Source organism: Maricaulis sp. (assembly GCF_017643475.1).
Classification (GTDB): Bacteria; Pseudomonadota; Alphaproteobacteria; order Caulobacterales; family Maricaulaceae; genus Maricaulis.
Genome location: NZ_JAEPNI010000002.1, coordinates 300076 through 324643 on the forward strand (window position 1 = coordinate 300076; position 24568 = coordinate 324643).

The following is a 24568-nucleotide window of genomic DNA, read 5'->3' on the forward strand; positions in this document are numbered from 1 at the left end:
GGCCATGTTTTCCCAAACCCTCGCGGTCACCATGATCAATCTCCGCTCCATCCCGCAAAGATGGGCGCTGTCACTGGCCACGGTTTTCTCGATCGCCCTCGTTGTTGCCGTCCTGCTCGGTTTTCTGGCCATGGCCAATGGCTTCCGCGCGACGCTCTCTTCAACGGGTTCCGATGATGTCGCGATCATGCTGCGCGGCGGCTCCCAGGCCGAACTCAATTCCGGCCTCAGCCTCGACCAGCAACGCCTGATCGAGGAAGCCCCCGGCATTGCGCGCGATGCTGAGGGCGAAGCCATTGTGTCCGGCGAACTCTATGTCATCGTCGATGGCATCAAGCGCTCCAGCCAGACCGAGGCCAATCTGCCCTTGCGCGGCGTCGGCGCAGCTGCACCGTCCCTGCGCGACAATTTTTCCATTGTCGAGGGCCGCATGTTCGAGGTCGGTTCGAACGAACTTCTGGTGGGGCAATCGGTTCAGCGTGAGTTTGAAGGCTTTGACCTTGGCCAATCCATCCGCCTCGGCACGAATGAATGGGTCGTCGTCGGCACATTCTCGACCGGCGGGTCTGTCTTCGAGAGTGAAATCTGGGCCGATCTCGGCACCATCCAGAACCTCTATCAGCGTGGTACGTCCATCCAGTCCATCCGCGCCCAGCTGTCCTCCCCGGAGGCCATCGAGGAGCTGAGAACCTATGCCGAGAACGAGCCTCGCCTCAATCTGGATATCAATAACGAGGTCGAGTATTTCGCTGAACAGGCTGGCGGCACCTCCGACCTGATCATGTTCCTGGGTTGGCCGCTGGCCATCGCCATGGCGGTGGGTGCGCTAGCGGGGGCCTGGAACACCATGTATTCATCGGTGGATACGCGGATGAAGGAGATCGCCACCCTGCGTGCCATCGGCTTCTCGGGCAGTTCCGCAGCGATCGGCACCATGGTGGAGAGCCTGCTGCTGGCCGCACTCGGCGGACTTGTTGGCGCGCTGGCGGTCTATCTGGTGTTTGACGGTATCAGCGCGTCGACGCTGGGCAGTGGTTTCACCCAGGTCGTATTCTCATTCGCCGTGACCAGCGATGCCGTGTTCGGCGGGATCATCCTGGCGTTGATCGTCGGCTTCCTGGGCGGGTTCGTGCCCGCATTGCGCGCCGCACGGGTGCCTTTGCTGGCTGTGCACCGCTCCAGCTAGCCGTAATAATCGTCCTCCGCCTCACGAAGCTTTTCTTCGTCTTTGTGGGGCGGGAGGATTTCCATCTTCACGTGGCGACGGCGATTGGTGGAGATGACGAAAAAGCGTTTCTCCGGATAGTCCAGCTTGGACTGGAGCATGGCCGAGGTGATCAGGTCGACGTTTTTCAGGTCATCATCCGACATGCCGAAGGAATGCGGCAGGCTGCGGCCGTAGCGTTCAAGGCCGATCTCCACACATTGGTGGATGGCCTCGCGCTTGAGCGCGGCCGTGGTCAGGTGGGTGCCCAACTCCTCGCGCACTTCCGGGTTGGAGACCGGATAGATCGCCAGGTAGTCGGGTTCTTCCGGCAGGTGACCGGAATCAACCAGCAGCTTGATGCCTGCCTTGATGATCTCGCGGGAGTGCTGGCGCGCGGTGATGATGGCGATCGGGCGACGCTTGAGTACGGCGTATTTGAATATCTTCCAGGACGGCCCCCGCCAGTTGGCCGTATCCAGGGCCCGGCGGACGTCGCGCAGCAGGTATTCCTCGCCATTGCGGTCCTGGCCATCAGCGAATTCGCGATAGGACCGCGCCGGCGGATCGGCCCAGTCTTCCCACAGGCCAGGCACACCGAGATAGGCTTTGATCTCTTCATACTCATGCTGGCGCATGGGCCGCTCCTCACCGGTCATGGTGTTGAGCAGGTGCACACGTGTCGGCAGGTGCAGGATATTTTCGTCGATGTCGAAAAAATAGAAACTCTGACGCTGGTCCAAGGTCTTCTCCATCAACTCTGCCTCACGCTTACAGCTTATTGCTTTGGAAGCGCTTCCAGGAACTTAACAGGCTCGCCCAGCCCGTGCCCGACCAGCTCGTCATCGCGCATCACCGTCTTGCCGCGCACGATGGTCATAATCGGCCAGCCCTTGACGGTGCGTCCGTGGAACGGCGTCCAGCCGGACTTGGAGGCGGACCATTCATCGGTGATCTCACGCGAGTGGTTCATGTCGACAATGGTGAAATCGGCATCCCAGCCCGCCGCCATACGGCCCTTGCCGGACAGACCGAAAATGCGCTGCACGCCGTGCGAGGTCAGGTCGACAAAACGCTCCAGCGTCAGCCGGCCCGCATTGACGTGATCCAGCATGACCGGAACCAGGGTCTGCACGCCCGGCATGCCGGACGGGCTTTGCGGATAGGGCTTGGCCTTTTCTTCCAGCGTGTGCGGCGCGTGATCGGAACCGATAACGTCGACAACACCGCGCTGCAGTCCGCGCCACAGGCCCGCAATATGATGCGCCTCGCGCACCGGCGGGTTCATCTGGGCGCGGCCCTTGATCTCTTCGTAGATGCCCGGCGCTTCCAGCGTCAGGTGCTGGGGCGTCGCTTCGACACTGGCGATATCGCGATGCTGGGCCAGGAATTCCATTTCCTCGGCGGTGGAGATGTGCAGCACATGGATGCGCTTGCCCGTCTTGCGCGCCAGGCGTACCAGGCGTTTCGTGCTCATCATTGCCGCTTCCGGATCGCGCACGACCGGGTGGCTGGTCCAGTCGCCCTCAACGGCGAGCCCACGGCGCTCGGCGAGGCGGTACTCGTCTTCGGAGTGGAAAGCCGCCCGGCGCTGGATGGAGTTGAGCACACGCTCCACACCTTCATCATCCTGCACCAGGAGGGAGCCGGTGGAGGCGCCCATGAAGACCTTCACACCACAACAGCCCAGCATGCGCTCCATCTCGCCCAGAACGCCCGTATTCTCGTTGGTCGCGCCGGCATAGAAGGCATGGTCGCAATGCATGCGATCCTTGGCCCGGTTGAGCTTGTCGATCAGCATGTCCGGCGACGTCGTCGTCGGCTCGGTATTGGGCATTTCGAAGACAGCCGTCACACCGCCCAGCACCGCACACAGGGATCCGGACTGGAGGTCCTCTTTCCACTCCATGCCCGGCTCGCGGAAATGCACCTGGCTGTCGATGACGCCGGGCAGCACGGTCAGGCCGGTACAGTCGATCACCTCGCCGGCCGAGGCCTGGCTGAGATCACCGATCTCCACCGTCTTGCCATCAATGATGCCTACATCCGCCCGGCCGCGACCGGAGTGATTTACTACTTCGCCGCCCTTGAGCAGCAAGTCGAATGTCTGGCTCATTGTTCTTCTGTCCTTTGCAAGAGAGATATGGCGGCTTCATACGCCGCCTCGACGTCGAGGTCGAGCATCAGGCTTTCCGGCTGGAAACGCCGCTTGTTCTTGAAACGCGCATAATGTTCCTCAAACGAGGTGGCGCCGCGCACCACCGCCGTGTTTTCACCCCAGGGCCCGTAGAGCCGGTCATCCGTTGGCCCCATCAACCCCAGCGTAGGTGTCCCGGCCGCAGCAGAGATATGCATCAGCCCGCTGTCATTACCGATATAGAGGCGCGGACGGTGCAGACAGGCTGCCACATCATCCAGCGCCAGCTTACCGGTCAGGTCGAGCACCTGGTCGTTCTCCAGCGCATCGAGAATGGGCGTGGCGGCATCATGATCGCCCGGACCGCCGAATATCGCGACTTTCGCGCCGGCCATCGGGCCGTCGGCAGCGATCAGGCGTTTGAGCAGTTCACCGAAGCGCTCGCCCGGCCAGACCTTGTATGGTGCCGAGGCAGAGGGACAAACGGCCAGCCAGGGCTGTTTGTCATTGAGGGTTTCCAGCGCGCCTCTGTGGCCGTCATCGGACACGTAGAGCGTCGGATCCGGCACATGACCAAGGCGCAGGATGGAGGCCGCTTCCTCGACCTTGTTGATCGGGGTTTCCGGGCGTTTGAGGATGCGGCGCTTTTTCGTCCAGAGGAAATAGCTGGTGCCCGAGCCGCGGATATCCACCACCAGGTCCCAGCGCTTTTTGACCGTGCGCTGCCACAGGTCCATCCAGTGACCACCGCCCTTTTTCTTGGCCATGACGATGATCTCGTCTAGGCGCGGCAGGGCGCGAAACAGCGGCTCGGCCAGCGGACCACAGGCAATCGTGAAACGCGCCTCGGGGCGGGTCTCGAGCAAATGCTGCAGGATGCCGGAATTGATCACGGCATCGCCGATCCGGGTCGAAGTGATGAAAAGCACGCGTTCCATGGGCGCCGGGGATAACCCGCACCGCCCCTCTTGGCCAGCCAGCGCTGCAATGCCATATGCTAAGGCATGACCAGTGATGCCATTTTTCAACTGCCCGAACGCGCCATCCTGCGGCTGGTGGGCCCGGACACCCGCGCCCTGCTGCAACGCGTGATCACCGCCGATGTCGAGAATTTCCCGGTCGGCATCGCCCGCCCCGGCGCCCTGCTGACACCCCAGGGCAAGATCATCTGTGATTTCATGATGTTTTCTCGCAAGAACGGGATCGATATCGATATCCATGAAAGCGCAGGCACGGCCCTGCTGAAACGCCTGACGATGTACCGACTCAAGGCGGATGTGACCCTGTCGCACGAAACCGCCCTGCATGCGCTCTGGTCCACCGCCGCCTTCGAGGGTGCCAGCGAGGATCCGCGTCTGCCCGGCCAGCTATGGCGGGCGGTGAGCGATGCGGACCATGAAACACGCCCGCTCGATGCGATCGAGATTCCTGCTGGCATCCCCGCCTTCGGTCGCGATTATGGCGAGGCCGAAGTGTTTCCAACCGATGTGAACCTGGACGTTTATGGCGGCGTCGGCTGGACCAAGGGCTGTTTCATTGGCCAGGAAGTCGTCTCCCGCATGAAACGTCGCGGCACCATCCGCAAGCGCTCCCTGGCCGTGACCTTTGACGGCGAGGCTCCGCCCGCAGGCAGCACGCTCAAGGCGGGTGACACGAGCATTGGCGAGATCACCTCCAGCCGCGAAGACCAGGCGGTCGCCCTGGTGCGGCTGGACAAGCTGGATAAGGCCGAGGGCACGCTGGGCGCCGATGACATAACTGCCTCGACAACCGTTCCCGACGCGCTCAAGCCAGAACCGGCAGCGGAACGCATCTGATGCAGCACCGCTGTGCCTGGGTGAACACGCCTGATCCGATCTATGCCGAGTATCACGACACTGAATGGGGTGTGCCGGAATATGATAGCCGGGCCTTGTGGGAAAAGCTGATCCTGGACGGTTTCCAGGCCGGTCTGTCGTGGATCACCATCCTGCGCAAGCGCGAGAATTTCCGCACCGCCTTTGACGGTTTCGAGCCGGAGATCATCGCCCGGTATGACGAGGCCAGGATCGAGACCCTGCTGGGCAATGCTGGCATCATCCGCTCGCGATCCAAGATCGAGGCGACGATCGGCAATGCCCGCGCCTATCTGGACATGCGGGATCGAGATATCGATTTCTCAGATTATCTCTGGGATTTTGTCGATGGCACACCGATCCAGAACCGGTTCCGGACGATGGCGGACATCCCGGCCAAGACGGCGCTGAGCGAGCAGATCTCGAAGGATCTCAAGAAACGGGGTTTCAAGTTTGCAGGTCCGGTGATCGTCTATGCCTTCATGCAGGCCATGGGCATGGTCAATGACCACGAAGTCACTTGCCCCCGCCACCGAGAGGTGCAAGCCTTCATCCGTGGCTGATCAGGCGTAGTGTGTAAAGGACCGCACAGATGAAAACGATGATTGCACGTCTCTCCCTTATTGGATTTTCCGCCGCGAGCATCGCTGGTTGCGCCAGCTTTGACGGCTTTGACCGAGATGATTATCCGCGGGCCGACGAGCTTGGCCCCAATGACTGCTACCAGTCCGGCCCTCACGACCCGACCGCGCCGGGCGAATGGATCTGCCCGGACGAAACCGGTCACGACCGCGTCCAGCCCCGTCATCGTGTGGAAGACCGGGATTAGGGCGCAGCTAGACACTTTTCGTCCAACCGGAAGCATACCTGAGCTAGAGCCGGGGCGCACGAGCTGCGCCGTAGGCGACAAGCAGTCTACTCGTGCGTCGTAATGACAAAACCGCGCGTGACCCGACGAGTTACAGCTGCGCAATCCCCACAAGAAACACCGTCCCGCAGATCAGGGTCACAATTGCGGAGATGCCAGCAAACAAAACTGCCGCGATTTTTTGGTCGAAGCTATTGAAGCTAATACCCTTGGTGATGAGCCCCCTCAGCAAAACCACGGTCAAGACAAACACCAGAACGCGGTCAAGCCAGAGCCATTGTGGATTGCCATCGCGAAAAGCACTCATGCTGAACGCGAAATACGCCAGCGACATCAGCGCGAACACCAAAACGCAAAGCGCCGTAAGCGCCTTTCCTGCAAGCCCAGTCAACTGCCTGCTTCTCCTACCAGCATTGAGGGAACATAGCCGCACAACCTCAACAAGGTCTTGCAGCATATCACATCTTTTCGCATTCCGGGCGAACCCAATGCCGCCCCCCCTTTACCCCTTAAATCTTATGCCGAGATCGGGCCGTACAGGGTTTCTCAGGTCAAGGGTGAAACCGCGACGCGGCGCTGCGCGCCCTTGACCTGAGAAACCCTGTACGGCGTCCTGCCTGCATGAGATTTAAGCCTTGTTCCCTCCGCTGGAGGCCAGGATTACTCGACTCATCCTCGCCCCACCGCCGTCACCCTGACGAAGGTCAGGGCCCAGTTCGTCGAGCACAAGGATTTCAGGAAAATGAACCTTCTGGAACAGGCCCCAGCCCCAGGAACTGGGTCCTGACCTTCGTCAGGATGACGCCGTGTTTTACCAAGGTCCATTTCCCGACGCTTACGAACTGCCCCCAATCGCAGCTTTCCCCGTGACCTGTCGCAGCAATCTCACTAGGTTCCGCGGTTCCTGATCGCGTTGGAGTAAGCGCCATGAATGCCGTTATCCGTTCCACCGGCCTGTGGACACCGGACGAGAGTGTCTCGAACGAGGAGCTCGTGGAATGCTTCAACGCCTGGGTCGAGAAGCATAATGCCGAACATGCCGACGCCATCGAGCGCGGCTCGGTAGAACCGCTCAACCCCTCCTCCACCGCCTTCATCGAGAAAGCGTCCGGCATCAAGTCGCGCTACACGATCGATAAGGCTGGCGTACTGGATGTGGATCGCATGCGCCCGCGCATTGCACCGCGCCCGGACGAGGACATTTGTCTGATGGCGGAAGCGGGTGTCGCGGCAGCGAAGCAGGCACTGGAAACGGCAGGCCGTGACGCGGCTGACGTCGATGCGGTGATCTGTTCCGCCACATCCATGCAGCGCACCTATCCATGCATCGCTGTCGAGATCCAGCAGGCGCTGGGCATCGAGGGTTTTGGCTACGACATGTCGGTCGCGTGTTCCTCCGGCACATTCGGCATGATCTCAGCGATCAACATGATCAAGACCGGCATGGCCCGGTCGGTGCTGGTCGTCACACCGGAAATCACCACGCCGCAGCTCAATTTCCGGGATCGGGACAGTCATTTCATCTTTGGCGATGTCGCCGTAGCGGTGCTGATCGAGGCCGAGGACATCGCCGGGGACGGTGGCTGGGACATCATGATGACACGCATGATGACGAAGTTCTCCAACAATATCCGCTCGAATTTCGGTTTCCTGAATGCCTCCGAAGACCCCGAGCCGGAGTTCCAGGACCGCTATTTTGTCCAGGAGGGCCGCAAGGTTTTCAAGGAAGTCTGCCCGATGGTCATCGAGATGATCCTGGGGGACCTGGCGAAACAGGACCTAACCGCGTCCGACATGAAACGCCTGTGGCTGCACCAGGCCAATATCAACATGAACCAGATGATTGCGCGCAAGGTCTTTGACCGCGATTTCGAACCGCATGAAGCGCCGGTCGTTCTGGACGAGTTTGCCAATATCGCCGGCGCCGGATCGCTGGTCGCCTTCCACCGTCACAGCGATGATTTCGAAGCAGGCGAAAAGGGGCTGATCTGTTCCTTTGGTGCGGGTTATTCGGCTGGTTCGATCTACGTGCAGAAGCGCTGATCACCGCGCCTCGCCGGTCATTGATACCTCCGCATCGAACAGGCGACCGTTTCTGACGCCCCTGCCTGTCAGCTTGACCCCGTCAGCAACGGAGGTCTCTGCATGCGCGCCCTGGAATTCCTGTCCAAGCTTCTCAACACCGTTATCGCAGTGGCCTTTGTCATTGCGCTGGCCGGTGTGTGGTAAAAAAAGGCCCGGTAGCGCTTGCTACCGGGCCAGTGAAACGTCTCAAACCGGGGAGGAGTGGTTTAGACGCGAAACTTGGTCGGGGCCGGTCAGTTGACCGATTCTCCGTGCAGGGAAGTGTCGAGGCCCTTGATCTCTTCCTCTTCCTCAACCCGCAATTTCATCAGCCTGGACTGGACAAACAGGATGCCAGTGGTGACAACGGCGCAGTAGATGGCTGCCGCCAGCGCGCCCCAGGTCTGGGTCCACACCTGCATCAGATTGCCTTCGATGGCACCGCCCGTGCCGCCAATCGCCTCGACCGCGAAGACACCCGTCAAAATAGCGCCCACAAGGCCGCCTACACCGTGCAGGCCGAACGCATCCAGGCTGTCATCGATCTTGAGCAGGCGTTTGAGGCCGGTCACACCGTAATAAGCGCCCAGCGCACCGCCGATGCCGACAAAAAAGCTCGCCCAGGCCGGAACAAATCCTGCAGCTGGCGTGATGGCTACCAGGCCGGCAACCGCACCGGAGGCTGCGCCCAGCGCGCTTGCCTTGCCGCGCAGCACCCATTCCAGGACCATCCACGTCACAACAGCCGCAGCCGTCGCCAGCTGAGTCGTCACCATGGCGTGGGCTGCACTGCCATTGGCACCCAGGGCCGAACCGCCATTGAAGCCAAACCAGCCAACCCACAACAGGCCTGCACCGATCAGCGTCAACACCAGATTGTCCGGCATCATGGAGCCGCCCGGATAGCCGCGGCGCGGTCCGAGAAATTTGGCCAGCACCAGACCAGCCACACCGGCATTGATGTGCACCACAGCACCACCGGCAAAGTCCAGCACGCCGGCCTCGCCCAGGAAACCGCCGCCCCAGACCCAGTGACAGATCGGCGCATAAACCAGCACCATCCATACCGCGCCAAAGATCAGGAAGGCAGAAAAACGGATACGCTCAACAGCAGCGCCGGCGATGATTGCGACGGTGATGACCGCAAAGGTGAGCTGGAACATGAAGAACAGGTTCTCAGGCAGGTCCCCCGACACCGTGTCCGGCGTCACGCCGGCCAGAAAAACCCGATCCAGACCCCCGACAAAACTGTTGAGCGCTCCCCCGTCCGTAAAAGCGAGTGAATAGGCTGCCACCGCCCAGACCAGGGTCACCACAGCTGCAGCGCCGTAACTCTGCATCATCGTCGACAACACATTCATACGGCGAACCATGCCGGCATAGAAAAGGGCCAGGCCCGGCAGCGTCATCAGCAAGACCAGGGCTGTTGAAGTAAGGATCCAGGCGACATTGCCGCTATCTGGTGCGATCTGTTCCATTGGGGTTACCTCCCGCTTTTTTGCGTTGCACAAAAACTAGGGAGCGCCATCGGCCCGCGTCGAATCTGCGGCAGGATTTTTTCTGCTTTCTTGCGACTTCGCTGCAATCTTGGGCAGACTTGCCGCACATTCGAGCAAAACGAAATTTTTTCGGCGCGATGCTGCGATGCATTGATTAGCTATTCGCAATCGTTAGGCTGCCGACAAGTGTAACAAGCGGGGCATTCTCGTGCAGACCAGCATCATCCGCTCGACGGGTTCTTGGATTCCTGAAGACGTCATCACCAATGAAGAGCTCGTCGCCAGCTATAACAGCTATGCAGAGCGCTTTAACTCCGACAATGCGGCCGCCATCGCCGCGGGCGCGATGGATGAGGTTCCCCTCTCCTCTGCCGAATTCATCGTCAATGCGTCAGGCATTGAACGTCGGCATGTGATCGAGAAGTCGGGCATTCTCAATACCGACACCCTGGTGCCGCGCATCGAACCGCGCCCCTTCGAGGAGACCGCCTTCCAGGCCGAATGCGCCATGAAAGCCGTCACGCCGGCGCTGGAAAAGGCCGGTGTCGCGGGTTCGGATGTTGATGGCGTTATCGTCGCCTCCTCCGCCCAGCAGCGCAATTTCCCGGGCATGGCCTGCGAGATCCAGGACAAGATCGGCTCGGCGGGCTTTTCCTTTGACCTGACCATGGCCTGTGCCTCCGCGCTCTACGGCCTGCATATCGCCAATGGCATGATCAAGTCCGGCCAGGCCAAGCGTATCCTGGTGTGCTCGCCGGAAATCATGACCTGTATCAATGTGCACTCGCGCCGCGATGTGCACTTCATCTTCGGTGACGCAGCCAGTGCAATCCTGGTAGAAGCCGATGAGGGCCGCGAAGGCGGCTGGGAAGTGCTCGGCACACACTGCCAGAACAAGTATTCCATCGCCCTGCGCTCTGATTTCGGCTTCCTCAACGAGGCCGAGCGCACGGTCCAGGCCGATTACACACCGGGTCTCGACCAGGATGGTCACAAGGTCTTCAAGGACGTGGTCGGTTTCGCACCGACCGTGGCCAAGTCGTTGATGGAACAGATCGACCTCGCGCCGGAAGACGTGCGCCGCACCTGGCTGCACCAGGCCAATATCCGCATGGTCGACATGATTGCCAAACGTATCCTGGGACGCGACCGGACGCCGGAGAATGCGCCGGCCACCCTGCAGGAATACGGAAACACATCCTCCTCCTCTGTCGTGATCAATTTCGAACAACACTCCGAGGACATGGCCGCCGGCGAGAACGGTGTCATGTGTGCCTTCGGCGCCGGTTACGGCGTGGGTGCTGCAGCCGTGAGGAAACGTTGATGCGTATTACCCTTTCACTTTTGCTGGCCGCCGGCCTGGCCGCCTGTTCCGCGACTGAAACCGAGACGCCTGAAGAGGAAACACCGGTTGAAGCGGCTGCCGCTGAAACCGAGGCTCCGGCCGAGGAAGAGGCTGCGGAGGACGTCCCCGCTCCGCCGAGCCAGGACATCTATCTCTACGCACTCAGCTGGGACGGCGACACGCCAGCCCTCGGCGATCAGATCGGTCGCATCGGTGATGAGGGTTATGACAACCAGCCCTTCTTCACGATTGATGGCGGCGTGCTCTACACGTCTGCTGGCGAAAACGGCAATACCGATATCTGGCGCTACGACCTGGCGTCAGGCGAAAGCGCCCAGCTGACCGATACGCCGGATGCGAGCGAATACTCGCCGAAAGTCCCGCCGTCCGAAGGCGCGCTGTCCTATCTCTACCAGCCGCCGGGCGGTTATGCCGGCAATGCCTATCTGGCGGATGACGGCAATGCCAATCCGCGTGCGGCGCACGCGCTGGCGCCGGTTGGCTATTACGAATTTTCCGCCGACCTGCGTTATGTCGCGACGTTCTATCTGGGTGAGCCGGACAGCGGTAATCCCTTTACCCTGCAGCTGATCGACCGCTCGACCGCGCCGGAGACCGTGACCCAGATCGCGGAGAATCCGGGTCGCACCTTCTGGCGCGATCCGCGCGGCACGGGTGTTTATCACTCCCTCGCCGATGCAGACGGCAATCACACGGTTCACTATCTCGACTTCCGCGCCGCAGAAGACACACCGCTGTTTGCCATGCCAGAGGGGGTGGAGGACTTCGTCAGCGCGGGCCTGCCCACTGATGGCGTTGCCTTCCTGTCGACATCGAACGGCCAGCTGGTCTACTGGAATGGAGACGCCTGGACTGAAGCCGGCGACATTTCCGCCCTGGCAGGCGCCACCCGCCTGGCCATCAGCCCGGACCTGTCCGTCATCGCGATCGTCGCTGAGGAATAGGCCTCACCGCTCCTGCGACACAAACCGCCCTCAGCCCCTCGCTGAGGGCGTTTTGCTGTCGGGGCAGCGGGCGTTCCCGAGCTAGACTTTCTGTGCTTCGGTGATCTTGTAGGTCAGGTCATCGCCGTCGGCTTCGTGGATGGTGAGATACTCTCCGATCCGTAGCAGATGATCACCGAGGCTGAAGACCGGTTCGTCCGGGCCTTCGTGTTCCTCGTCATATTGGAAGAACCAGTGACTGCCGCGATGAGTCAGCCAGCCATCCGCCTTCTCCGCGTCCTCGGGCGAGAAACGATCGACCGTGCAGCGGGCGCGGTGTTCGCGCCACATCTCCACATCGAGATGCCCGTCCTTGTCCAGCGGCGCCACGACGACATAGCCGTGATTGTCATCCCCTTCGGGGTAACCAGCATCGGGATTGCGCCCCAGGCGCATGACCACACGTGTCAGAGACATGGAATTCTCCCTTATTTATTTATGGATATATCAGCCAAGGTCGGGCCACCGGTCCAGACCTGCAAGCGCGACAAGACCGCACAGTTTTCATCAGCTGCGTGCAGCACATCGGTGGAGCCGCGGCGCTGGCTCTGTTACATCCTGCCTGTCAATCAGTCATTTGAGGCCTCATGCCCCGCGCCACTGCCGCCAGTAAAACCAAACAGCCCCGTGCCTGGCAGAGAATGATCTCCGGCCGCCGGCTGGACCTGCTCGACCCCTCGCCCTTTGATGTGGAGATCGAGGATATCGCCCATGGCCTCGCACGTGTTGCGCGCTGGAATGGCCAGACCAAGGGCGATCACGCCTTCTCTGTTGCGGAACACTCTGTCGTGGTGCTTGAGATTGTCGATCATCTCTATCCCGGCCTGGCACCGAAATGGCGACTGGCCGCCCTGCTGCACGACGCACCGGAATATGTGATCGGTGACATGATCAGCCCGTTCAAGGCGGCACTCGGTGTGGATTATCGTGCTTTCGAGGACCGGCTCGAGGCTGCTGTCCACCTGCGGTTCGGCCTGCCGCCAAAGCTGAGCCAGGACGTCAAACGCAAGATCAAGCGCGCCGACATTGTCTGCGCCTATTTCGAGGCGACCCAGATCGCCGGCTTCACGCACGAGGAATCCGTTGAATTCTTCGGTCGCCCGCCGCCCGGGCTGGAAATCGCCATCCGCCCGTTGTGCGTCAAGGACGCCCAGGCCTTGTTCCTCGACCGGTTTGAGCAGACGCTTGCAGAAGTCGAGGATGCCGGCTGATGCCAACAGCGACTGAACTTGTGGTGGGACTGAATGCGGTGATCCTGACCGTAAACCAGGATCGCCCGCAGGTTCTCATCGTGCCCCAGGACAATACCGAGGTGGCCCTGCCCTTCGGTCCGTTCAACCCGGCGGAACACCGCACATTTGAGATCGGCCTGCGCCGCTGGGTGCAGGAACAGGCGCGTTTCCAGCTGGGTTATGTCGAACAGCTCTACACATTCGGTGATCGCGGCCGGGAGGCGCCCGTGGCCGCGATGACCGATATCGGCGATGGCCGCATCATCTCGGTCGGCTATCTCGCCCTGACGTCTGACACCTCCACGCCGCCCGATGGCGGTGGCCTGTGGCGCGACTGGTATGGCTTTTTCCCCTGGGAAGACTGGCGTGAGGGCAAACCCGCTGTCATCGACGCGGAAATCCTGCCGCGCCTGTCGGCCTGGGCGGACGAGGCCGCGGCGCCCGGTCGCCGCGCCACCCGTCACGACCGGCTCAAACAAACCTTCGGCGAAGGCGGATCACGCTGGAATGAAGAACGGGTGCTGGATCGCTACGAGCTGCTGTACGAGGCCGGTCTGGTTGAGGAAGCTGCCCGCGACGGCCAGGCGGATCGCCCTTCTGGCTGTCCTGGCCTCGGCCTGACCATGGCCTCCGATCATCGCCGCATCCTGGCCACGGCCCTCTCCCGCCTGCGTGGCAAGGTGAAATACCGGCCAGTCGCCTTCGAATTGATGCCGGAAGCCTTCACCCTCTCCACCCTGCAGCACTCGGTGGAAGCTATTATCGGCTATCGCCTGCACAAGCAGAATTTCCGCCGCGCGCTTGATCGCGCTGGTTTTGTAGAAGGCACGGGCAAGATGGAAAGCCAGACGGGCGGACGCCCGGCCGAGCTCTATCGCTATTGCCGCGAAGCCCTGGCGGGCCTGCCTTCGCTGGGCCTGGCCACGCCAAAACTGCGCGACGCCTGAGCGACGGATGACCACGAGCCCGCAAGTCGACATCGTGTATCAGCTTCACGCCCTTTGGAATAATGGCGATCTTTCGCGCATTGCAACGATCTATCACCCGGACTTCCTGGCCCATTGGCCGGGCAGCAGCGAACCCCCTCACCGCTCGGGATTTGCCGGGGTTGAATACGGCGTCGAGCGGATCCGCTCCGCCTTCCCCGACTGGACGGAAACCGTGCTCGACACGATCGAACAATATGACCGGGTTGTGACGCGCTATGTTTCGACGGGCACCCATGAGGGCCCATTCTGGGGTATCGCCCCGACAGGACGAAAAATCCGCATCGAGGAAATGTCGATTTATCGTTTCCAGTCCGGCCGGATCATCGAGCAATGGTGTCTATGCGACGAGCTGGCCCGGCTACGGCAGCTCGGCGTTGCCCTGCCACACGAATAGAATTCAAAGATCCGTGAGATAGGTTGCATATTCACCCTCACCACACATAATTGCCGCCGCTTCCGGGGGAGTGTGTTGTGCGTACCAGTGTGATTACGAATGCGGGCCTTTCCGGTCTCAGCTATCTGGCCGCCCTCTTGGCCGCGTTTCATGAGATTTATCTTCTGTCACTGTTGTTTGCCATCCTGACCACCATCCCGCTGCTGGGATTTTCATGGGATTCGCGCGGCGTGAAACGCACACTTTTCGGCGTGATTACAACGGCTTCCGCTCTGTTCGCGGTCTATTCCGGCGTCGTCGTCTCCTGAGCGATCAAACTCTTGCACTATGCTCCGGCTGAGCATATACAGGGATCACCAATTAGGCTCACTTCGAGCAAAAGGCGATTGTTCTGATCGCCAATTTTCAGATCTGAGTAATGCTCACTTTGAGCAAAATGGAGGGGAAGATGGACGGACTTAGCTGGGACAAGAACCTGCAGGCCGATGAAGGCCGCACGTCCGACACCTATGACTTGCCCTATACGGACGAGGTGAAAGCCGCGACCGATCATCTCTATGCGCGCGTGAAACACGTTGTCACACCGATGGAATGGCCGCAGAAGGCCGCGCTGATCCACGCCATCAACGAACTGAAAAAAGAGAAGAAAGCCGTCATCCTGGCGCACAACTACATGACCGCCGACATCTTCCACACGGTTGGCGATCTGATGGGCGACAGCCTGGCCCTGGCGCGCATGGCCGCCGACAGCGATGCCGAGATCATTGTCCAGGCCGGTGTGCATTTCATGGCCGAGACCGCCAAGTGCATGGCGCCGAACAAGACGGTTCTCATCCCCGACACCCGCGCCGGCTGCAGCCTGGCGACCTCCATCACGGCCGAGGATGTGCGCCGCATCAAGGCTGCCTATCCGGGCATTCCGGTGGCGACCTATGTGAACACGACGGCGGATGTGAAAGCCGAGTGCGATATCACCTGCACCAGCTCCAACGCCGTCCAGGTCGTTGAAAGCCTCGGCAGCGACACCGTCATCCTGTTGCCGGACCAGTATTTGGCCAAGAATGTCGCCGCCCAGACGGATGTGAAAATCCTCACCTGGGCCGGAAGCTGTGAAGTGCACGAGCAATTCACTGCCCAGGACGTTCAGGACCTGCGCGATGCCCATCCCGGCGTGGTGATCATCACCCACCCGGAAAGCCCGCTGGACGTGGTCCAGGCTGCCGATTTCGCCGGCTCCACCGCCGCCATGGCCGACTGGGCGCGCAAAAGCGGCGCCAGGACCGCCGTTCTGCTGACCGAATGCTCCATGAGCGACAATGTCACGGTTGAGGTTCCGGAAGTGAATTTCGTGCGCCCGTGCAATCTCTGCCCGCACATGAAGAAGATCACGCTGGAAAACATCTATGACTGCCTGAAATTCGGCCAGCACGAGGTCGAGGTCGACGACACCGTCATCGAAGGCGCCCGCGCCGCCGTCCAGGCCATGCTCGACCTGCCCAAGCCCGCCGTCCCGGCCAGCTTTGACCCGAGCAAGCAGGAAAAACCGGTCGAGCTGGTCAGCATCTAGTCGCGGAGGCCATCATGGCCAACGTAGAACTCATACGTCAAAGCATTGTCGAGCTTGAGGTCGATGCGATCGTCAACGCTGCCAACCGCCGCATGCTCGGTGGTGGTGGCGTTGATGGCGTGATCCACCGCGCCGCCGGCCCCGGCCTCCTGGAAGAATGTCGCCTCGCGGGTGGATGTGAGACCGGGGATGCCAAGGTCACTGGCGCCCACGACCTGCCGTGCCGCTGGATCATCCACACCGTCGGCCCGATGTGGCGCGGTGGCGATAACGGCGAAGCTGACCTGCTGCAATCCTGTTACCGCCGCTCGATCGCGGAGGCCGACGCTCTCGGCGCGAAAACCCTGGCCTTCCCCGCCATCTCCACGGGCGCCTATGGTTTCCCCGTCGAGGCGGCAGCTCGCATCGCCGTTCAAACCGTCGCACAAGCCGCCCAGGCGACCAGGCTGGAAACCATCTTCCTGGTCACTTTCGACAAACGTAATCACAGCGCCCTCAAACAGGCCCTGCGCCGGGAGGAGCTGTTAGGATGATCCGTTTACGCTTGTTCTGCACATTCTTGTTTGCGCTTCTCTTTCCGGCTACCGCAGCAGCCGTCGCGCAAGACCACATCGTCATACCGGAACCGGCAATTTGCGCCGACATGTCCGTCGAAGATCAAGGCACTTCCCCCAACGCCCCTATCACAGCGACGATGTCTCAGATACTCGCAGATCTCGACCGCCGACGACTGACGGGACAACCGTCCGAATTCCAATGTCGCTGGGTCCGGCTGAGCGGGCACCTGCGCATGAACCACTTCCGCCTGCCGTCAGGCGACCACATGTTTTACAAGGATCTTTCAGAAGTTTATGCCAGAACCTCGCCGCCGCCCGGTCTACCGAGCGGGAGCATGCCCCCGACCGCAATCATGATCGAAACCTTCGCGGATCCACATATCGATTTCGATGAAGTTGATGCCCGCGACATGGAACTCATCGCCTTTGTCTATCAGCCGCTTTGCCGGGTTGTGGAGCGTGGTCAGGGGGGAGAGACTCCTCGCGATTGTTGGCGTGACAGAGAAGGTTACACCCGTCTTCTGGATGCACGCATTCACGAAGTAAAAACCGAGCGCCCGATACGCCTTACCGGAGAGCGCAATCGTCCGCTTATCGGAAACTTGATTCATGTGGAAGATAACATCGGCATCGACCGCAACCTAAGCATCACCGCCTTCAACATGCGGCTTGATCAACTGCTGGAGGCAGATGTCACAGTTCGGCCAACGGACCGGCGGGACGCTCGCACCATCTCACACAGACCGAGCAATCCGGCGATTGTTCGCCCCGGCGAGGTCTCGCTGGTCGCGCGGATACCACCAAGCTGGGATGAGAGGCAGGTCGCGTTGTTCGTCGCGAATTATGACCCTGACCGTGGGCTTGGAACATATCCCGCCAGCTATGGCTGCGTATGCCTGAGCGGCGACTGTTCAGATCAATGGCCGTTGCACACCAATGATCTTGATCGCGTGCATGGCGACTTTCTTTGCCGGATCATCCGCCACCATGACGATTTCCTGTTGGAGCTGCGTGAACCATGATGACCCGCCCCGTTCTCATCATCGGAGCCGGAATTGCCGGGCTTTGGGCGGCATTGAAGATGGCGCCGCGCGAGGTTGTGTTGCTGACAGGTGCGCCGCTGGGCCAGGGCGCTGCGTCTGGCTGGGCTCAGGGTGGTGTGTCTGCCGCGCTGGCTGATGATGACAGCCCGGCCCTGCATGCGCGCGACACGATGATGGCAGGTGCCGGCCTGGTTGAGGCTGATGCAGCCCATGCCCTGGCCGACGGCGCGGCGGCGGAAGTCCGGGCGCTGGCCGCGATTGGCGCGCCGTTCGAACGCAACGGGTCTGACTGGTCCCTGTCGCGCGAAGCCGCCCACTCCGCACATCGAGTTGCCCGTGTGAAGGGGGATGGCGCGGGCGCTGCGATCATGGCGACACTGATCGAGGCCGTGCGCGCCAACAAACACATTCATGTCCGCGATGGCTGGCATGCGGTTCACCTGCTGGAAGGCGAGACTGGGTGTGCGGGTGCCCTTGCCGAAGGACCAAACGGTGAGACTGAAACCATCTTCGGCGACGACACAGTTCTGGCCATGGGCGGTGCGGGCGGCCTGTTTGCCCTGACCACAACTCCGGCCGGGGCGCAGGGACAGGCCATGGCCATGGCGGCCCGGCTGGGCGCGCAGATCCAGGATCCGGAATTCGTGCAATTCCACCCGACCGCGCTCAATGCCGATCTCGACCCGGCACCCTTGTGCACCGAAGCCCTGCGCGGCGAAGGCGCCGTCCTGATCGACAAGACAGGCGAGCGCTTCATGAAGCCGGTCCATGATCTGGCCGAGCTGGCGCCGCGCGATGTCGTCGCCCGCGCCGTACATCGCCAGAATGCCCGCGGCCTGGGGGCCTTCCTGGATTGCCGTGAGGCCATTGGCGAGACATTCCCCGACCGTTTCCCAGCCGTGTTCGCCGCCTGCCAGCGCGCCGGCATCGATCCACGTGTGGAACCCATCCCCGTCGCCCCGACCGCGCACTATCATATGGGCGGCGTCAAAACCGATATCGATGGCCGCACGAACGTCAGCGGCCTGTGGGCCATCGGCGAGTGCGCCTCGAGCGGCCTGCACGGCGCCAACCGGCTCGCGTCCAACTCGCTGGCAGAGGGCCTGGTTGCTGCCGCGCGGTGTGCGAAGGCCGTCAATCTTCCCCACCGGGGAAGTGGGCTCGCCGCAGCGCAAGTGGAGGCGAGGTCGAAGGGGACGAGCAGCAGCGAGCTGACCGGCGGGCTGCCCCACTCCGGCCCCTCCACCGCTACGCGGTCCCCCTCCCCGCACGCGGGGAGGATCAATCTCCCCCATCTCGCTCTGCAGCGTTTGCGGCAGGCGATTAGCGCGCATTGCGGGGTCGAGCGCTCCGCCAGTGGCTTGCGGGAGCTGCTCGCGCTGATCAATGCGCTGGAAGCCAGCCATGGTCCGGCCGATGCGCTGCTGGCCGCTCGTTTCATTGTCACCGCAGCCCTGCGCCGCATGGAAAGCCGGGGCGGGCATTTCCGTACCGACTATCCCGCCACAGCGAACACCGCCGAACACACCGTCTACACCCTGGCTGATCTCGATCAGCCCAGCACCGAAGCCGCGCGCCACAGCGTGCCGGCTGAATAGGACTTTCCATGCCCGTCAATCCGATCCCGCGCCATCTCGTTTCCGAGGCTGTCACCCGTGCCCTGGCGGAAGACCAAGGTGGCCGCGGCGATGTCACCGCTCTGGCCTGCATTCCGGCCAAGGCCGAGAGCAAATTCTATTTCGTTTCGCGCCAGGACGGCATGTTCTGTGGGATGCAGCCAGCGCTCGAAGCCGTCTGGCAGATGGATCCGGAAGCCCTGGTCAGCCCCCAGGTCGAGGACGGCAGCAAAGTTGCCAAGGGCGATGTCCTGGCCAGTGTCACCGGCAATGCCCGCGCACTCCTGTCAGCAGAACGTATCGCGCTGAACTTCATGGGCCGAATGAGCGGTATCGCCACCTTCACCCGCCAGTATGTAGACGCGGTCGCCGAGACCGGTACGCGTATCGCGCACACCCGCAAGACCACGCCGGGATTCCGCGCCTTCGAGCTGCAAGCGGTCCAGGCCGGTGGCGGGGCGCTGCATCGTTTCGGGCTGGATGACGCCATCCTGATCAAGGACAATCACGTGGCCGTCTGTGGCGGTGTGGCCGAAGCTGTGAAGGCGGCCCGGGACAGCGCCGGTCACATGACCCGTGTTGCGGTCGAAGTGGATCGGCTGGACCAGCTCGGTGACGCTGTTGAGGCCGGCGCGGAAAGCGTTCTGCTGGACAATTTCTCGCTGGATGACCTGCGCGGCGCAGTCGCCCAGGCCAAGGGCAAGGTGACGCTGGAAGCCTCCGGAGGCGTCAATCTGGACACGGTACGCGGCATTGCGGAAACCGGGGTCGATATTATCTCGGTGGGAGCGCTGACCCACTCGGCACCCAATTTCGATATTGGTCTGGACGAGGGCTAGGGCTCAGCCGTCCGACTGGACCAGCTTGCCGAGCGGCAAGGGTCCCATTTCCGGATCCGGCAGAACACCGTCCAGCCGGGCCTGTCCGTAACAGAACCCCTCGCTCATACTGTCATACCAGAGTACGTCGCTGCCATTGCGCGCGACCACCCAGAAGCCGAACCCGTGTTCGGCCCCGGCCTCACGAACCCAGACCTCCGGTTCGATTCGCAGGCTCTCCCACAGCGTCAGCTGGGCTGCGGACAGCTCTCCCTCGGCGACCAGGACAAGCCCGCGGATCTGGGCCTCGGTGATCAGGCTCAATCGCCACCCCCGAGATCAGCCGGCAGACCGGAGGCTGCCAGCTCGTCATCGGCCAGACCGCAGAGCTCGTGCGGGAAGACCAGCCATTCATCACACTCGTGGATGAAATAGTCCGGCAAGAGGTTGGTCTGATTACGGGTCGGTTTGTAATAGACCGTCGCGATGCGGATATCCGCTGGCAGGTTGCGCCGGCACTTGCGCCCCAGAACCTGCAGCAGTGCCTCGATCGAGCGACCACTGTCGAAGACATCATCCACGATCAGCACCCGGTCATCGGCGTTCAGGGTGTCAACGAGATAGCCCTCGCCATAGACGCGAACCTCGCGCGACTGCTCGTCTATGCCCGTATAGGACGAGGTTCGAATGGCGATGTGATCAGCCTTGTGGCCCTTGAATTCGAGGTATTCCTGCACCGCGATACCGATTGGCGCGCCGCCCCGCCAGACCCCAACAATATGCGTTGGCTCGAACCCGTCGGCGCGCACCTTCTCGCCCAGGCGAAAACTGTCGGCCAGCAGGTCGGAGGCGGAAATGAAAGTCTTTTCAATGCTCATGGAAGATCTCGCGCGCGGGAAGACGATCGAGCCTAACCCGATACAATCCGGGCTGAAAGTGATTCCACTCACCTGCTGCCACCCGGTTTCCGCAATCGTCTCGAGCGTTGATAGCATCCTGCGCGCGCCCCTCTGATCGAGACCGGTTTTCCATTACGATTTGCCCGGAATCATCGGCTATGTCTGACGGGGCGCCGACGGGGCAGTCGTATTCGCAGGCCGGCACTGGTATCAGGATCGCAAATCCGGGGGAGACAGGACATGCAAAGAGGCGAATTCCCGCGTGGACGGGTTGAGCAGCTAGAGATCGACAGCCAGGCCATCGCCAACAACATGCTCGGCGATCCGACCCGGCGGCGTGTCGATGTCTATATCCCGCACGGTCATGACGGATCAGGCCTGCCGCTGCTGGTCGACCTGGTCGGTTTCACCTCCGGCGGTCCCAAGCATACAAGCTGGTACAATTTCGGAGAAAATGTCCCCGAACGCGCCGATCGCCTGGTCGCGCAAGGCGCGATGGCGCCCTGCGTCATCGCCTTCCCGGACTGTTTCACACGGCTGGGCGGCAATCAGTACGTCAATTCCGCCGCCATGGGGAACTGGGCTGAATTCATCACGCAGGAATGCGTGCCCGGCATCGAGGCGCAGTTCGGCTGCGGCGGTTCTGGCAGACGCGGTGTCTTCGGCAAGAGTTCCGGCGGTTACGCGGCCATGGTGCACGCCCTTCTCTATCCGGATTTCTGGTCCGCCGCAGCCAGCCATTCCGGCGATATGGGGTTTGAGCTCATGTTCGCCGCCGACTTCGCCCACACGCTGCGCCGGATCGACAAGCGCGGTGGCACGATCGAGGCCTTTATCGAGAATTTCGAGAAGGCCGTGAAAGTTGATGGCAGCGACCTGCATGCGCTGATGATCCTGGCCATGGCGGCGACCTATGATCCCGATCCGGATAGCTATCTGGGTATTCGCCTGCCCGTGACGATGGACACCTGCGAACGCATTCCGGAACGCTGGGCGCAATGGCTGAAATGGGACCCGCTGGAAATGCTCGACGAGCATGGCGACGGGCTGAAACAGCTCAAGGGCCTGTTCATCGATTGCGGTGATGTCGACCAGTACAATCTGCTCTACGGCGCTCGGCGCATGCACAAACAGCTCACTGCGCGCGGCATCGGGCATGTCTACGAGGAATTCCCCGACAACCACTCCTCGACCGATTATCGCATGGATATCAGCCTGCCCTATCTGGCGCGCGTCCTCTCGGACTAGCGCGCCGGCGCCATGTAATGCGCCTCGTTTCCACCCACGGCAGACGATACCGACGTCGCCAGGATAGCGATCAGCATGCGTGCCACGATTGTGAAGAAGAGCAGCAGGATCTGATCATCGGCAACCAGGAGCCGCAGGATATTATTCCACCGGAAGGGCAGTCCCGTATTCTCCAGCCGCGCCTCGACCCAGCCGGCCGCCGACAACATGTTGTCGAGGATATCCGGCGCAACAATGCCCAGCGACACCAGCATCAGGATACCCAGGACGAAGGCAAAGAAGAGCGAGGCCGTCATCGATCCGATACTGGCGAGCAGTGTACCTATCCCGTTCATACGCGAGGAAAACGGTGCCAGTCCGATGGCCAGGATGACCCGAGCAATGATGGTGAAGATGAGGATGACGATCGCTTCAGACGCCGCGAAAATACCGACCCAGACATTATATTTGCTGGGCAGGCCGGTGGATGTCACAGCGCGCTCGATCAGGTCGGCACCATTCTGCACCCAGTGCAGCCATAACGGCGCATAAACGCCCAACAGCACCAGGATTGCCAGCGCCAATACCATGGCGACCATCACGGTCAGCCCGGTCATTGCCATACGTCCGAACATCATTTCCCCCTGCGCCACATCGAGCGGCAGTCTGATATCCCGCAAACCCTAGAACCGGATTGAGGCAAGGTCGCGGCAAATCCCCTCACAGGCGAACATAACAAAACAGGCGACCACTGGCCGCCTGTTTTCTGTTTCCGGACTTATCGGATGAAATCAGTAGATTTCCTCTACTTCCTCGGAATCGGGCGTGGGGACTTCCACGATCTGGACCCAGTATTCCCCGATGGAATTGACCACACGCATCAGACGGTCCAGCGAGATCGGCTTGACGATGTAGGAAGAGGCACCCAGCCCGTAGCTGGACAGAATGTCGTCCTCACTCTTGGACGTGGTCAGAACGATGATGGGGATATGCCGTAGTTCCGGATCAGCCTTGACCTCTTCCAGCGCCTCGCGGCCATCCTTCAGCGGCATGTTCAGGTCGAGCAGGATAATGCCCGGGAATGGCTCGTCCTTGAGATGGGAATATGAGCCCTGGCGTTTGAGGTAGTCGACCAGCTGCTCGCCATTCTCGAGAAATTCGAGCGGATTGCGCAGCCGAACCTCCTCGCACGCCTCCTTGAACAGCAGACGATCATCGGGATCGTCATCCACCATCAGGATCGTGAAAAGCGAGTTTTCAGTGCTCATTATGCCAGCCTCTTTGCCAGATCTGCCCCAACCCCAGGACTTAGAAACACAACTTCTACTGATACTTGGGCAAGATCAAGGAAAACTCGGCGCCCTGCCCCGGATTAGACTCCGCCGTCAGCGAACCGCCATGGCGTTCGGCTATCCTAGCGCAGGTCGCGAGCCCAATTCCACTCCCCTCGAACTCACTTCTGGAGTGAAGTCGCTCGAACATCTGGAAAATGCGTTCGGAGTATTTGGCGTCGAAACCGATTCCATTGTCGCGCACCCGGATGCCGACCATCTCCTCGTCCTCGGGCTCGAAATACTCGACTGACACTTCCGGCACCTGACCGTCAGGCTGGTATTTGAGTGCATTGTTCAAAAGGTTCGAAAAGATGATGCGCATCTGCGTCTCATCGGCCTGGACCACTGGCAGCTCCGTGACATCAATGCGTGCCTTGAGGCTCTTGATGCGCGCTGAATTGTCGGTCAGCACGGACTTCCACAGCGCTTCCAGGTCAACATCAGCGATGCTGGTATTGCTGTCATTGACCCGGGCAAAGGTCAGCAGCGCGTCGATCAACCGGCGCATCCGGCCCGAGGCATCCACCATGCGATGCAGATAGGTGCGCCCGGTCTCGTCGAGCACGTCATCATACTTGTCGTGCAGACGCTGGCCGAAACTCTCGATTTTGCGCAAGGGTTCCTGCAGATCATGCGAGGCTGCAGAGGCGAACACCTGCAGGTCCTGGTTCGACCTTTCCAGCTCGAGGGCGTACTTCTCGATCAAATCGGATTGTTCGCGGGCGGCCTTGCCGTTCTCGCCTCGGCCCAGCGCCATCAAAACGGCGATCACCCCGCCAATCCCAACCAGCGCCGCCACCAGGGCCAGCAACCAGGACGTATTCATCACCGCTATGACCAGCGCTGCAGCAAGCGCAAGTAATACAGGCGCGAGGGCCTTTAGCGTGGTTGATGTATCGGCGCGGAAATTCAATCCGGTCTCCGTTCCGGTCTGGA

The 24568-nt window shown here is 61.2% G+C and carries 28 protein-coding genes; 17 read left to right on the forward strand and 11 right to left on the reverse strand.

Annotation, left to right across the window (positions count from 1 at the left end; translation table 11 throughout):
- Positions 1-4: 4 nt before the first annotated feature.
- A complete protein-coding gene (locus JJ889_RS08735) occupies positions 5-1186 on the forward strand; it encodes an ABC transporter permease (RefSeq protein WP_291893908.1) in 1182 nt (393 codons plus the stop codon).
- Here the strand turns inward: JJ889_RS08735 and JJ889_RS08740 are convergent.
- From JJ889_RS08740 to JJ889_RS08750, 3 genes are read right to left on the reverse strand one after another with little or no spacing between them, the layout of a single operon-like run.
- Positions 1183-1959 carry a hypothetical protein gene (locus tag JJ889_RS08740; protein WP_291893911.1) on the reverse strand — a complete coding sequence of 259 codons (777 nt, stop codon included), beginning with the start codon at positions 1957-1959 and terminating at the stop codon, positions 1183-1185. The two genes, JJ889_RS08735 and JJ889_RS08740, sit on opposite strands and share 4 nt — an antisense overlap.
- Positions 1960-1982: 23 nt before the next feature.
- Positions 1983-3320: a dihydroorotase gene (locus JJ889_RS08745; protein WP_291893915.1), complete on the reverse strand. Its 1338-nt coding sequence runs from the start codon at positions 3318-3320 to the stop codon at positions 1983-1985.
- Positions 3317-4279, reverse strand: coding sequence for a glycosyltransferase family 9 protein (locus JJ889_RS08750; RefSeq protein ID WP_291893918.1), 963 nt, complete (start codon positions 4277-4279; stop codon positions 3317-3319). The genes JJ889_RS08745 and JJ889_RS08750 overlap by 4 nt, the downstream gene beginning before the upstream one ends.
- 66 nt (positions 4280-4345) lie before the next feature.
- Between JJ889_RS08750 and JJ889_RS08755 the strand changes: the two genes are divergently transcribed.
- From JJ889_RS08755 to JJ889_RS08765, 3 genes are read left to right on the forward strand one after another with little or no spacing between them, the layout of a single operon-like run.
- Positions 4346-5158, forward strand: a complete 813-nt coding sequence (locus tag JJ889_RS08755) for a hypothetical protein (RefSeq protein WP_291893922.1) — start codon at positions 4346-4348, stop codon at positions 5156-5158.
- Entirely contained in the window at positions 5158-5739 is a 582-nt protein-coding gene (locus JJ889_RS08760) for a DNA-3-methyladenine glycosylase I (protein ID WP_291893925.1), read from the forward strand. The genes JJ889_RS08755 and JJ889_RS08760 overlap by 1 nt, the downstream gene beginning before the upstream one ends.
- Before the next feature lie 29 nt (positions 5740-5768).
- Entirely contained in the window at positions 5769-6005 is a 237-nt protein-coding gene (locus JJ889_RS08765) for a hypothetical protein (RefSeq protein ID WP_291893928.1), read from the forward strand.
- A gap of 130 nt (positions 6006-6135) precedes the next feature.
- Here the strand turns inward: JJ889_RS08765 and JJ889_RS08770 are convergent, their stop codons facing one another.
- Positions 6136-6435 (reverse strand): hypothetical protein, encoded by a 300-nt coding sequence (locus tag JJ889_RS08770; RefSeq protein WP_291893931.1) that lies wholly within the window; start codon positions 6433-6435, stop codon positions 6136-6138.
- A 536-nt stretch (positions 6436-6971) separates the two neighbouring features.
- Here JJ889_RS08770 and JJ889_RS08775 point away from each other — a divergent pair.
- Complete coding sequence (locus tag JJ889_RS08775; protein WP_291893934.1) at positions 6972-8087, forward strand: beta-ketoacyl-ACP synthase III; 1116 nt, start codon at positions 6972-6974, stop codon at positions 8085-8087.
- Positions 8088-8362: 275 nt separating this feature from the next.
- Here JJ889_RS08775 and JJ889_RS08780 read toward each other — a convergent pair whose 3' ends face one another.
- A complete protein-coding gene (locus tag JJ889_RS08780; RefSeq protein ID WP_291893937.1) occupies positions 8363-9586 on the reverse strand; it encodes an ammonium transporter in 1224 nt (407 codons plus the stop codon).
- Positions 9587-9815: 229 nt separating this feature from the next.
- Between JJ889_RS08780 and JJ889_RS08785 the strand changes: the two genes are divergently transcribed.
- Entirely contained in the window at positions 9816-10931 is a 1116-nt protein-coding gene (locus tag JJ889_RS08785) for a beta-ketoacyl-ACP synthase III (protein ID WP_291893940.1), read from the forward strand.
- Positions 10931-11917, forward strand: coding sequence for a hypothetical protein (locus tag JJ889_RS08790; protein WP_291893943.1), 987 nt, complete (start codon positions 10931-10933; stop codon positions 11915-11917). The genes JJ889_RS08785 and JJ889_RS08790 overlap by 1 nt, the downstream gene beginning before the upstream one ends.
- 81 nt (positions 11918-11998) lie before the next feature.
- Here the strand turns inward: JJ889_RS08790 and JJ889_RS08795 are convergent, their stop codons facing one another.
- Positions 11999-12373 carry a hypothetical protein gene (locus JJ889_RS08795; protein WP_291893945.1) on the reverse strand — a complete coding sequence of 125 codons (375 nt, stop codon included), beginning with the start codon at positions 12371-12373 and terminating at the stop codon, positions 11999-12001.
- Positions 12374-12543: 170 nt separating this feature from the next.
- Here JJ889_RS08795 and JJ889_RS08800 point away from each other — a divergent pair, with 170 nt between their 5' ends.
- From JJ889_RS08800 to nadC, 9 genes are all read left to right on the forward strand, one after another.
- Positions 12544-13167 carry an HD family hydrolase gene (locus JJ889_RS08800; RefSeq protein ID WP_291893948.1) on the forward strand — a complete coding sequence of 208 codons (624 nt, stop codon included), beginning with the start codon at positions 12544-12546 and terminating at the stop codon, positions 13165-13167.
- Positions 13167-14135, forward strand: coding sequence for an NAD regulator (locus tag JJ889_RS08805; protein ID WP_291893951.1), 969 nt, complete (start codon positions 13167-13169; stop codon positions 14133-14135). The genes JJ889_RS08800 and JJ889_RS08805 overlap by 1 nt, the downstream gene beginning before the upstream one ends.
- 7 nt (positions 14136-14142) lie before the next feature.
- The gene (locus tag JJ889_RS08810) at positions 14143-14571 is read left to right on the forward strand and encodes an ester cyclase (protein ID WP_291893954.1); all 429 of its coding nucleotides are present in this window, start codon (positions 14143-14145) and stop codon (positions 14569-14571) included.
- A 77-nt stretch (positions 14572-14648) separates the two neighbouring features.
- Positions 14649-14879 (forward strand): hypothetical protein, encoded by a 231-nt coding sequence (locus JJ889_RS08815; protein WP_291893957.1) that lies wholly within the window; start codon positions 14649-14651, stop codon positions 14877-14879.
- 110 nt (positions 14880-14989) lie between these two features.
- Complete coding sequence (nadA, locus tag JJ889_RS08820; RefSeq protein ID WP_366940070.1) at positions 14990-16138, forward strand: quinolinate synthase NadA; 1149 nt, start codon at positions 14990-14992, stop codon at positions 16136-16138.
- A gap of 14 nt (positions 16139-16152) precedes the next feature.
- Positions 16153-16671, forward strand: a complete 519-nt coding sequence (locus JJ889_RS08825) for an O-acetyl-ADP-ribose deacetylase (RefSeq protein ID WP_291893962.1) — start codon at positions 16153-16155, stop codon at positions 16669-16671.
- Positions 16668-17717, forward strand: coding sequence for a hypothetical protein (locus JJ889_RS08830; RefSeq protein ID WP_291893965.1), 1050 nt, complete (start codon positions 16668-16670; stop codon positions 17715-17717). Before JJ889_RS08825 ends, JJ889_RS08830 begins: the two co-directional genes overlap by 4 nt.
- Positions 17717-19336 (forward strand): L-aspartate oxidase, encoded by a 1620-nt coding sequence (locus tag JJ889_RS08835; RefSeq protein ID WP_291893968.1) that lies wholly within the window; start codon positions 17717-17719, stop codon positions 19334-19336. Before JJ889_RS08830 ends, JJ889_RS08835 begins: the two co-directional genes overlap by 1 nt.
- Before the next feature lie 8 nt (positions 19337-19344).
- Complete coding sequence (gene nadC, locus JJ889_RS08840) at positions 19345-20193, forward strand: carboxylating nicotinate-nucleotide diphosphorylase (protein ID WP_291893971.1); 849 nt, start codon at positions 19345-19347, stop codon at positions 20191-20193.
- Positions 20194-20196: 3 nt separating this feature from the next.
- Here nadC and JJ889_RS08845 read toward each other — a convergent pair whose 3' ends face one another.
- Together JJ889_RS08845 and JJ889_RS08850 are read right to left on the reverse strand one after the other, a co-directional pair.
- Positions 20197-20496 carry a hypothetical protein gene (locus JJ889_RS08845; protein ID WP_291893974.1) on the reverse strand — a complete coding sequence of 100 codons (300 nt, stop codon included), beginning with the start codon at positions 20494-20496 and terminating at the stop codon, positions 20197-20199.
- Complete coding sequence (locus tag JJ889_RS08850) at positions 20493-21050, reverse strand: phosphoribosyltransferase (RefSeq protein ID WP_291893976.1); 558 nt, start codon at positions 21048-21050, stop codon at positions 20493-20495. The genes JJ889_RS08845 and JJ889_RS08850 overlap by 4 nt, the downstream gene beginning before the upstream one ends.
- Before the next feature lie 261 nt (positions 21051-21311).
- Here JJ889_RS08850 and JJ889_RS08855 point away from each other — a divergent pair, with 261 nt between their 5' ends.
- Positions 21312-22319 carry an alpha/beta hydrolase-fold protein gene (locus tag JJ889_RS08855; protein WP_291893980.1) on the forward strand — a complete coding sequence of 336 codons (1008 nt, stop codon included), beginning with the start codon at positions 21312-21314 and terminating at the stop codon, positions 22317-22319.
- Here the strand turns inward: JJ889_RS08855 and JJ889_RS08860 are convergent.
- The 3 genes from JJ889_RS08860 to JJ889_RS08870 form a co-directional block, all read right to left on the reverse strand.
- Positions 22316-22933: a hypothetical protein gene (locus tag JJ889_RS08860; protein WP_291893983.1), complete on the reverse strand. Its 618-nt coding sequence runs from the start codon at positions 22931-22933 to the stop codon at positions 22316-22318. The two genes, JJ889_RS08855 and JJ889_RS08860, sit on opposite strands and share 4 nt — an antisense overlap.
- 156 nt (positions 22934-23089) lie before the next feature.
- Positions 23090-23566, reverse strand: a complete 477-nt coding sequence (locus JJ889_RS08865) for a response regulator (RefSeq protein WP_291893985.1) — start codon at positions 23564-23566, stop codon at positions 23090-23092.
- Positions 23567-23621: 55 nt separating this feature from the next.
- Positions 23622-24545: an ATP-binding protein gene (locus JJ889_RS08870; RefSeq protein WP_291893988.1), complete on the reverse strand. Its 924-nt coding sequence runs from the start codon at positions 24543-24545 to the stop codon at positions 23622-23624.
- Positions 24546-24568: the final 23 nt, after the last annotated feature.

Bases quoted from the DNA above. Each gene is read 5' to 3' on its own strand.
- JJ889_RS08765 (WP_291893928.1), top strand. From the start codon at position 5,769: ATGAAAACGATGATTGCACGTCTCTCCCTTATTGGATTTTCCGCCGCG.
- JJ889_RS08805 (WP_291893951.1), top strand. From the start codon at position 13,167: ATGCCAACAGCGACTGAACTTGTGGTGGGACTGAATGCGGTGATCCTG.
- JJ889_RS08810 (WP_291893954.1), top strand. From the start codon at position 14,143: ATGACCACGAGCCCGCAAGTCGACATCGTGTATCAGCTTCACGCCCTT.
- nadA (WP_366940070.1), top strand. From the start codon at position 14,990: ATGCTCACTTTGAGCAAAATGGAGGGGAAGATGGACGGACTTAGCTGG.
- JJ889_RS08775 (WP_291893934.1), top strand. From the start codon at position 6,972: ATGAATGCCGTTATCCGTTCCACCGGCCTGTGGACACCGGACGAGAGT.
- JJ889_RS08825 (WP_291893962.1), top strand. From the start codon at position 16,153: ATGGCCAACGTAGAACTCATACGTCAAAGCATTGTCGAGCTTGAGGTC.
- JJ889_RS08865 (WP_291893985.1), bottom strand. From the start codon at position 23,566: ATGAGCACTGAAAACTCGCTTTTCACGATCCTGATGGTGGATGACGAT.
- JJ889_RS08860 (WP_291893983.1), bottom strand. From the start codon at position 22,933: ATGTTCGGACGTATGGCAATGACCGGGCTGACCGTGATGGTCGCCATG.
- JJ889_RS08780 (WP_291893937.1), bottom strand. From the start codon at position 9,586: ATGGAACAGATCGCACCAGATAGCGGCAATGTCGCCTGGATCCTTACT.
- nadC (WP_291893971.1), top strand. From the start codon at position 19,345: ATGCCCGTCAATCCGATCCCGCGCCATCTCGTTTCCGAGGCTGTCACC.
- JJ889_RS08735 (WP_291893908.1), top strand. From the start codon at position 5: ATGTTTTCCCAAACCCTCGCGGTCACCATGATCAATCTCCGCTCCATC.
- JJ889_RS08745 (WP_291893915.1), bottom strand. From the start codon at position 3,320: ATGAGCCAGACATTCGACTTGCTGCTCAAGGGCGGCGAAGTAGTAAAT.
- JJ889_RS08790 (WP_291893943.1), top strand. From the start codon at position 10,931: ATGCGTATTACCCTTTCACTTTTGCTGGCCGCCGGCCTGGCCGCCTGT.
- JJ889_RS08835 (WP_291893968.1), top strand. From the start codon at position 17,717: ATGACCCGCCCCGTTCTCATCATCGGAGCCGGAATTGCCGGGCTTTGG.
- JJ889_RS08850 (WP_291893976.1), bottom strand. From the start codon at position 21,050: ATGAGCATTGAAAAGACTTTCATTTCCGCCTCCGACCTGCTGGCCGAC.
- JJ889_RS08740 (WP_291893911.1), bottom strand. From the start codon at position 1,959: ATGGAGAAGACCTTGGACCAGCGTCAGAGTTTCTATTTTTTCGACATC.
- JJ889_RS08760 (WP_291893925.1), top strand. From the start codon at position 5,158: ATGCAGCACCGCTGTGCCTGGGTGAACACGCCTGATCCGATCTATGCC.
- JJ889_RS08800 (WP_291893948.1), top strand. From the start codon at position 12,544: ATGCCCCGCGCCACTGCCGCCAGTAAAACCAAACAGCCCCGTGCCTGG.
- JJ889_RS08750 (WP_291893918.1), bottom strand. From the start codon at position 4,279: ATGGAACGCGTGCTTTTCATCACTTCGACCCGGATCGGCGATGCCGTG.
- JJ889_RS08795 (WP_291893945.1), bottom strand. From the start codon at position 12,373: ATGTCTCTGACACGTGTGGTCATGCGCCTGGGGCGCAATCCCGATGCT.
- JJ889_RS08755 (WP_291893922.1), top strand. From the start codon at position 4,346: ATGACCAGTGATGCCATTTTTCAACTGCCCGAACGCGCCATCCTGCGG.
- JJ889_RS08830 (WP_291893965.1), top strand. From the start codon at position 16,668: ATGATCCGTTTACGCTTGTTCTGCACATTCTTGTTTGCGCTTCTCTTT.
- JJ889_RS08855 (WP_291893980.1), top strand. From the start codon at position 21,312: ATGCAAAGAGGCGAATTCCCGCGTGGACGGGTTGAGCAGCTAGAGATC.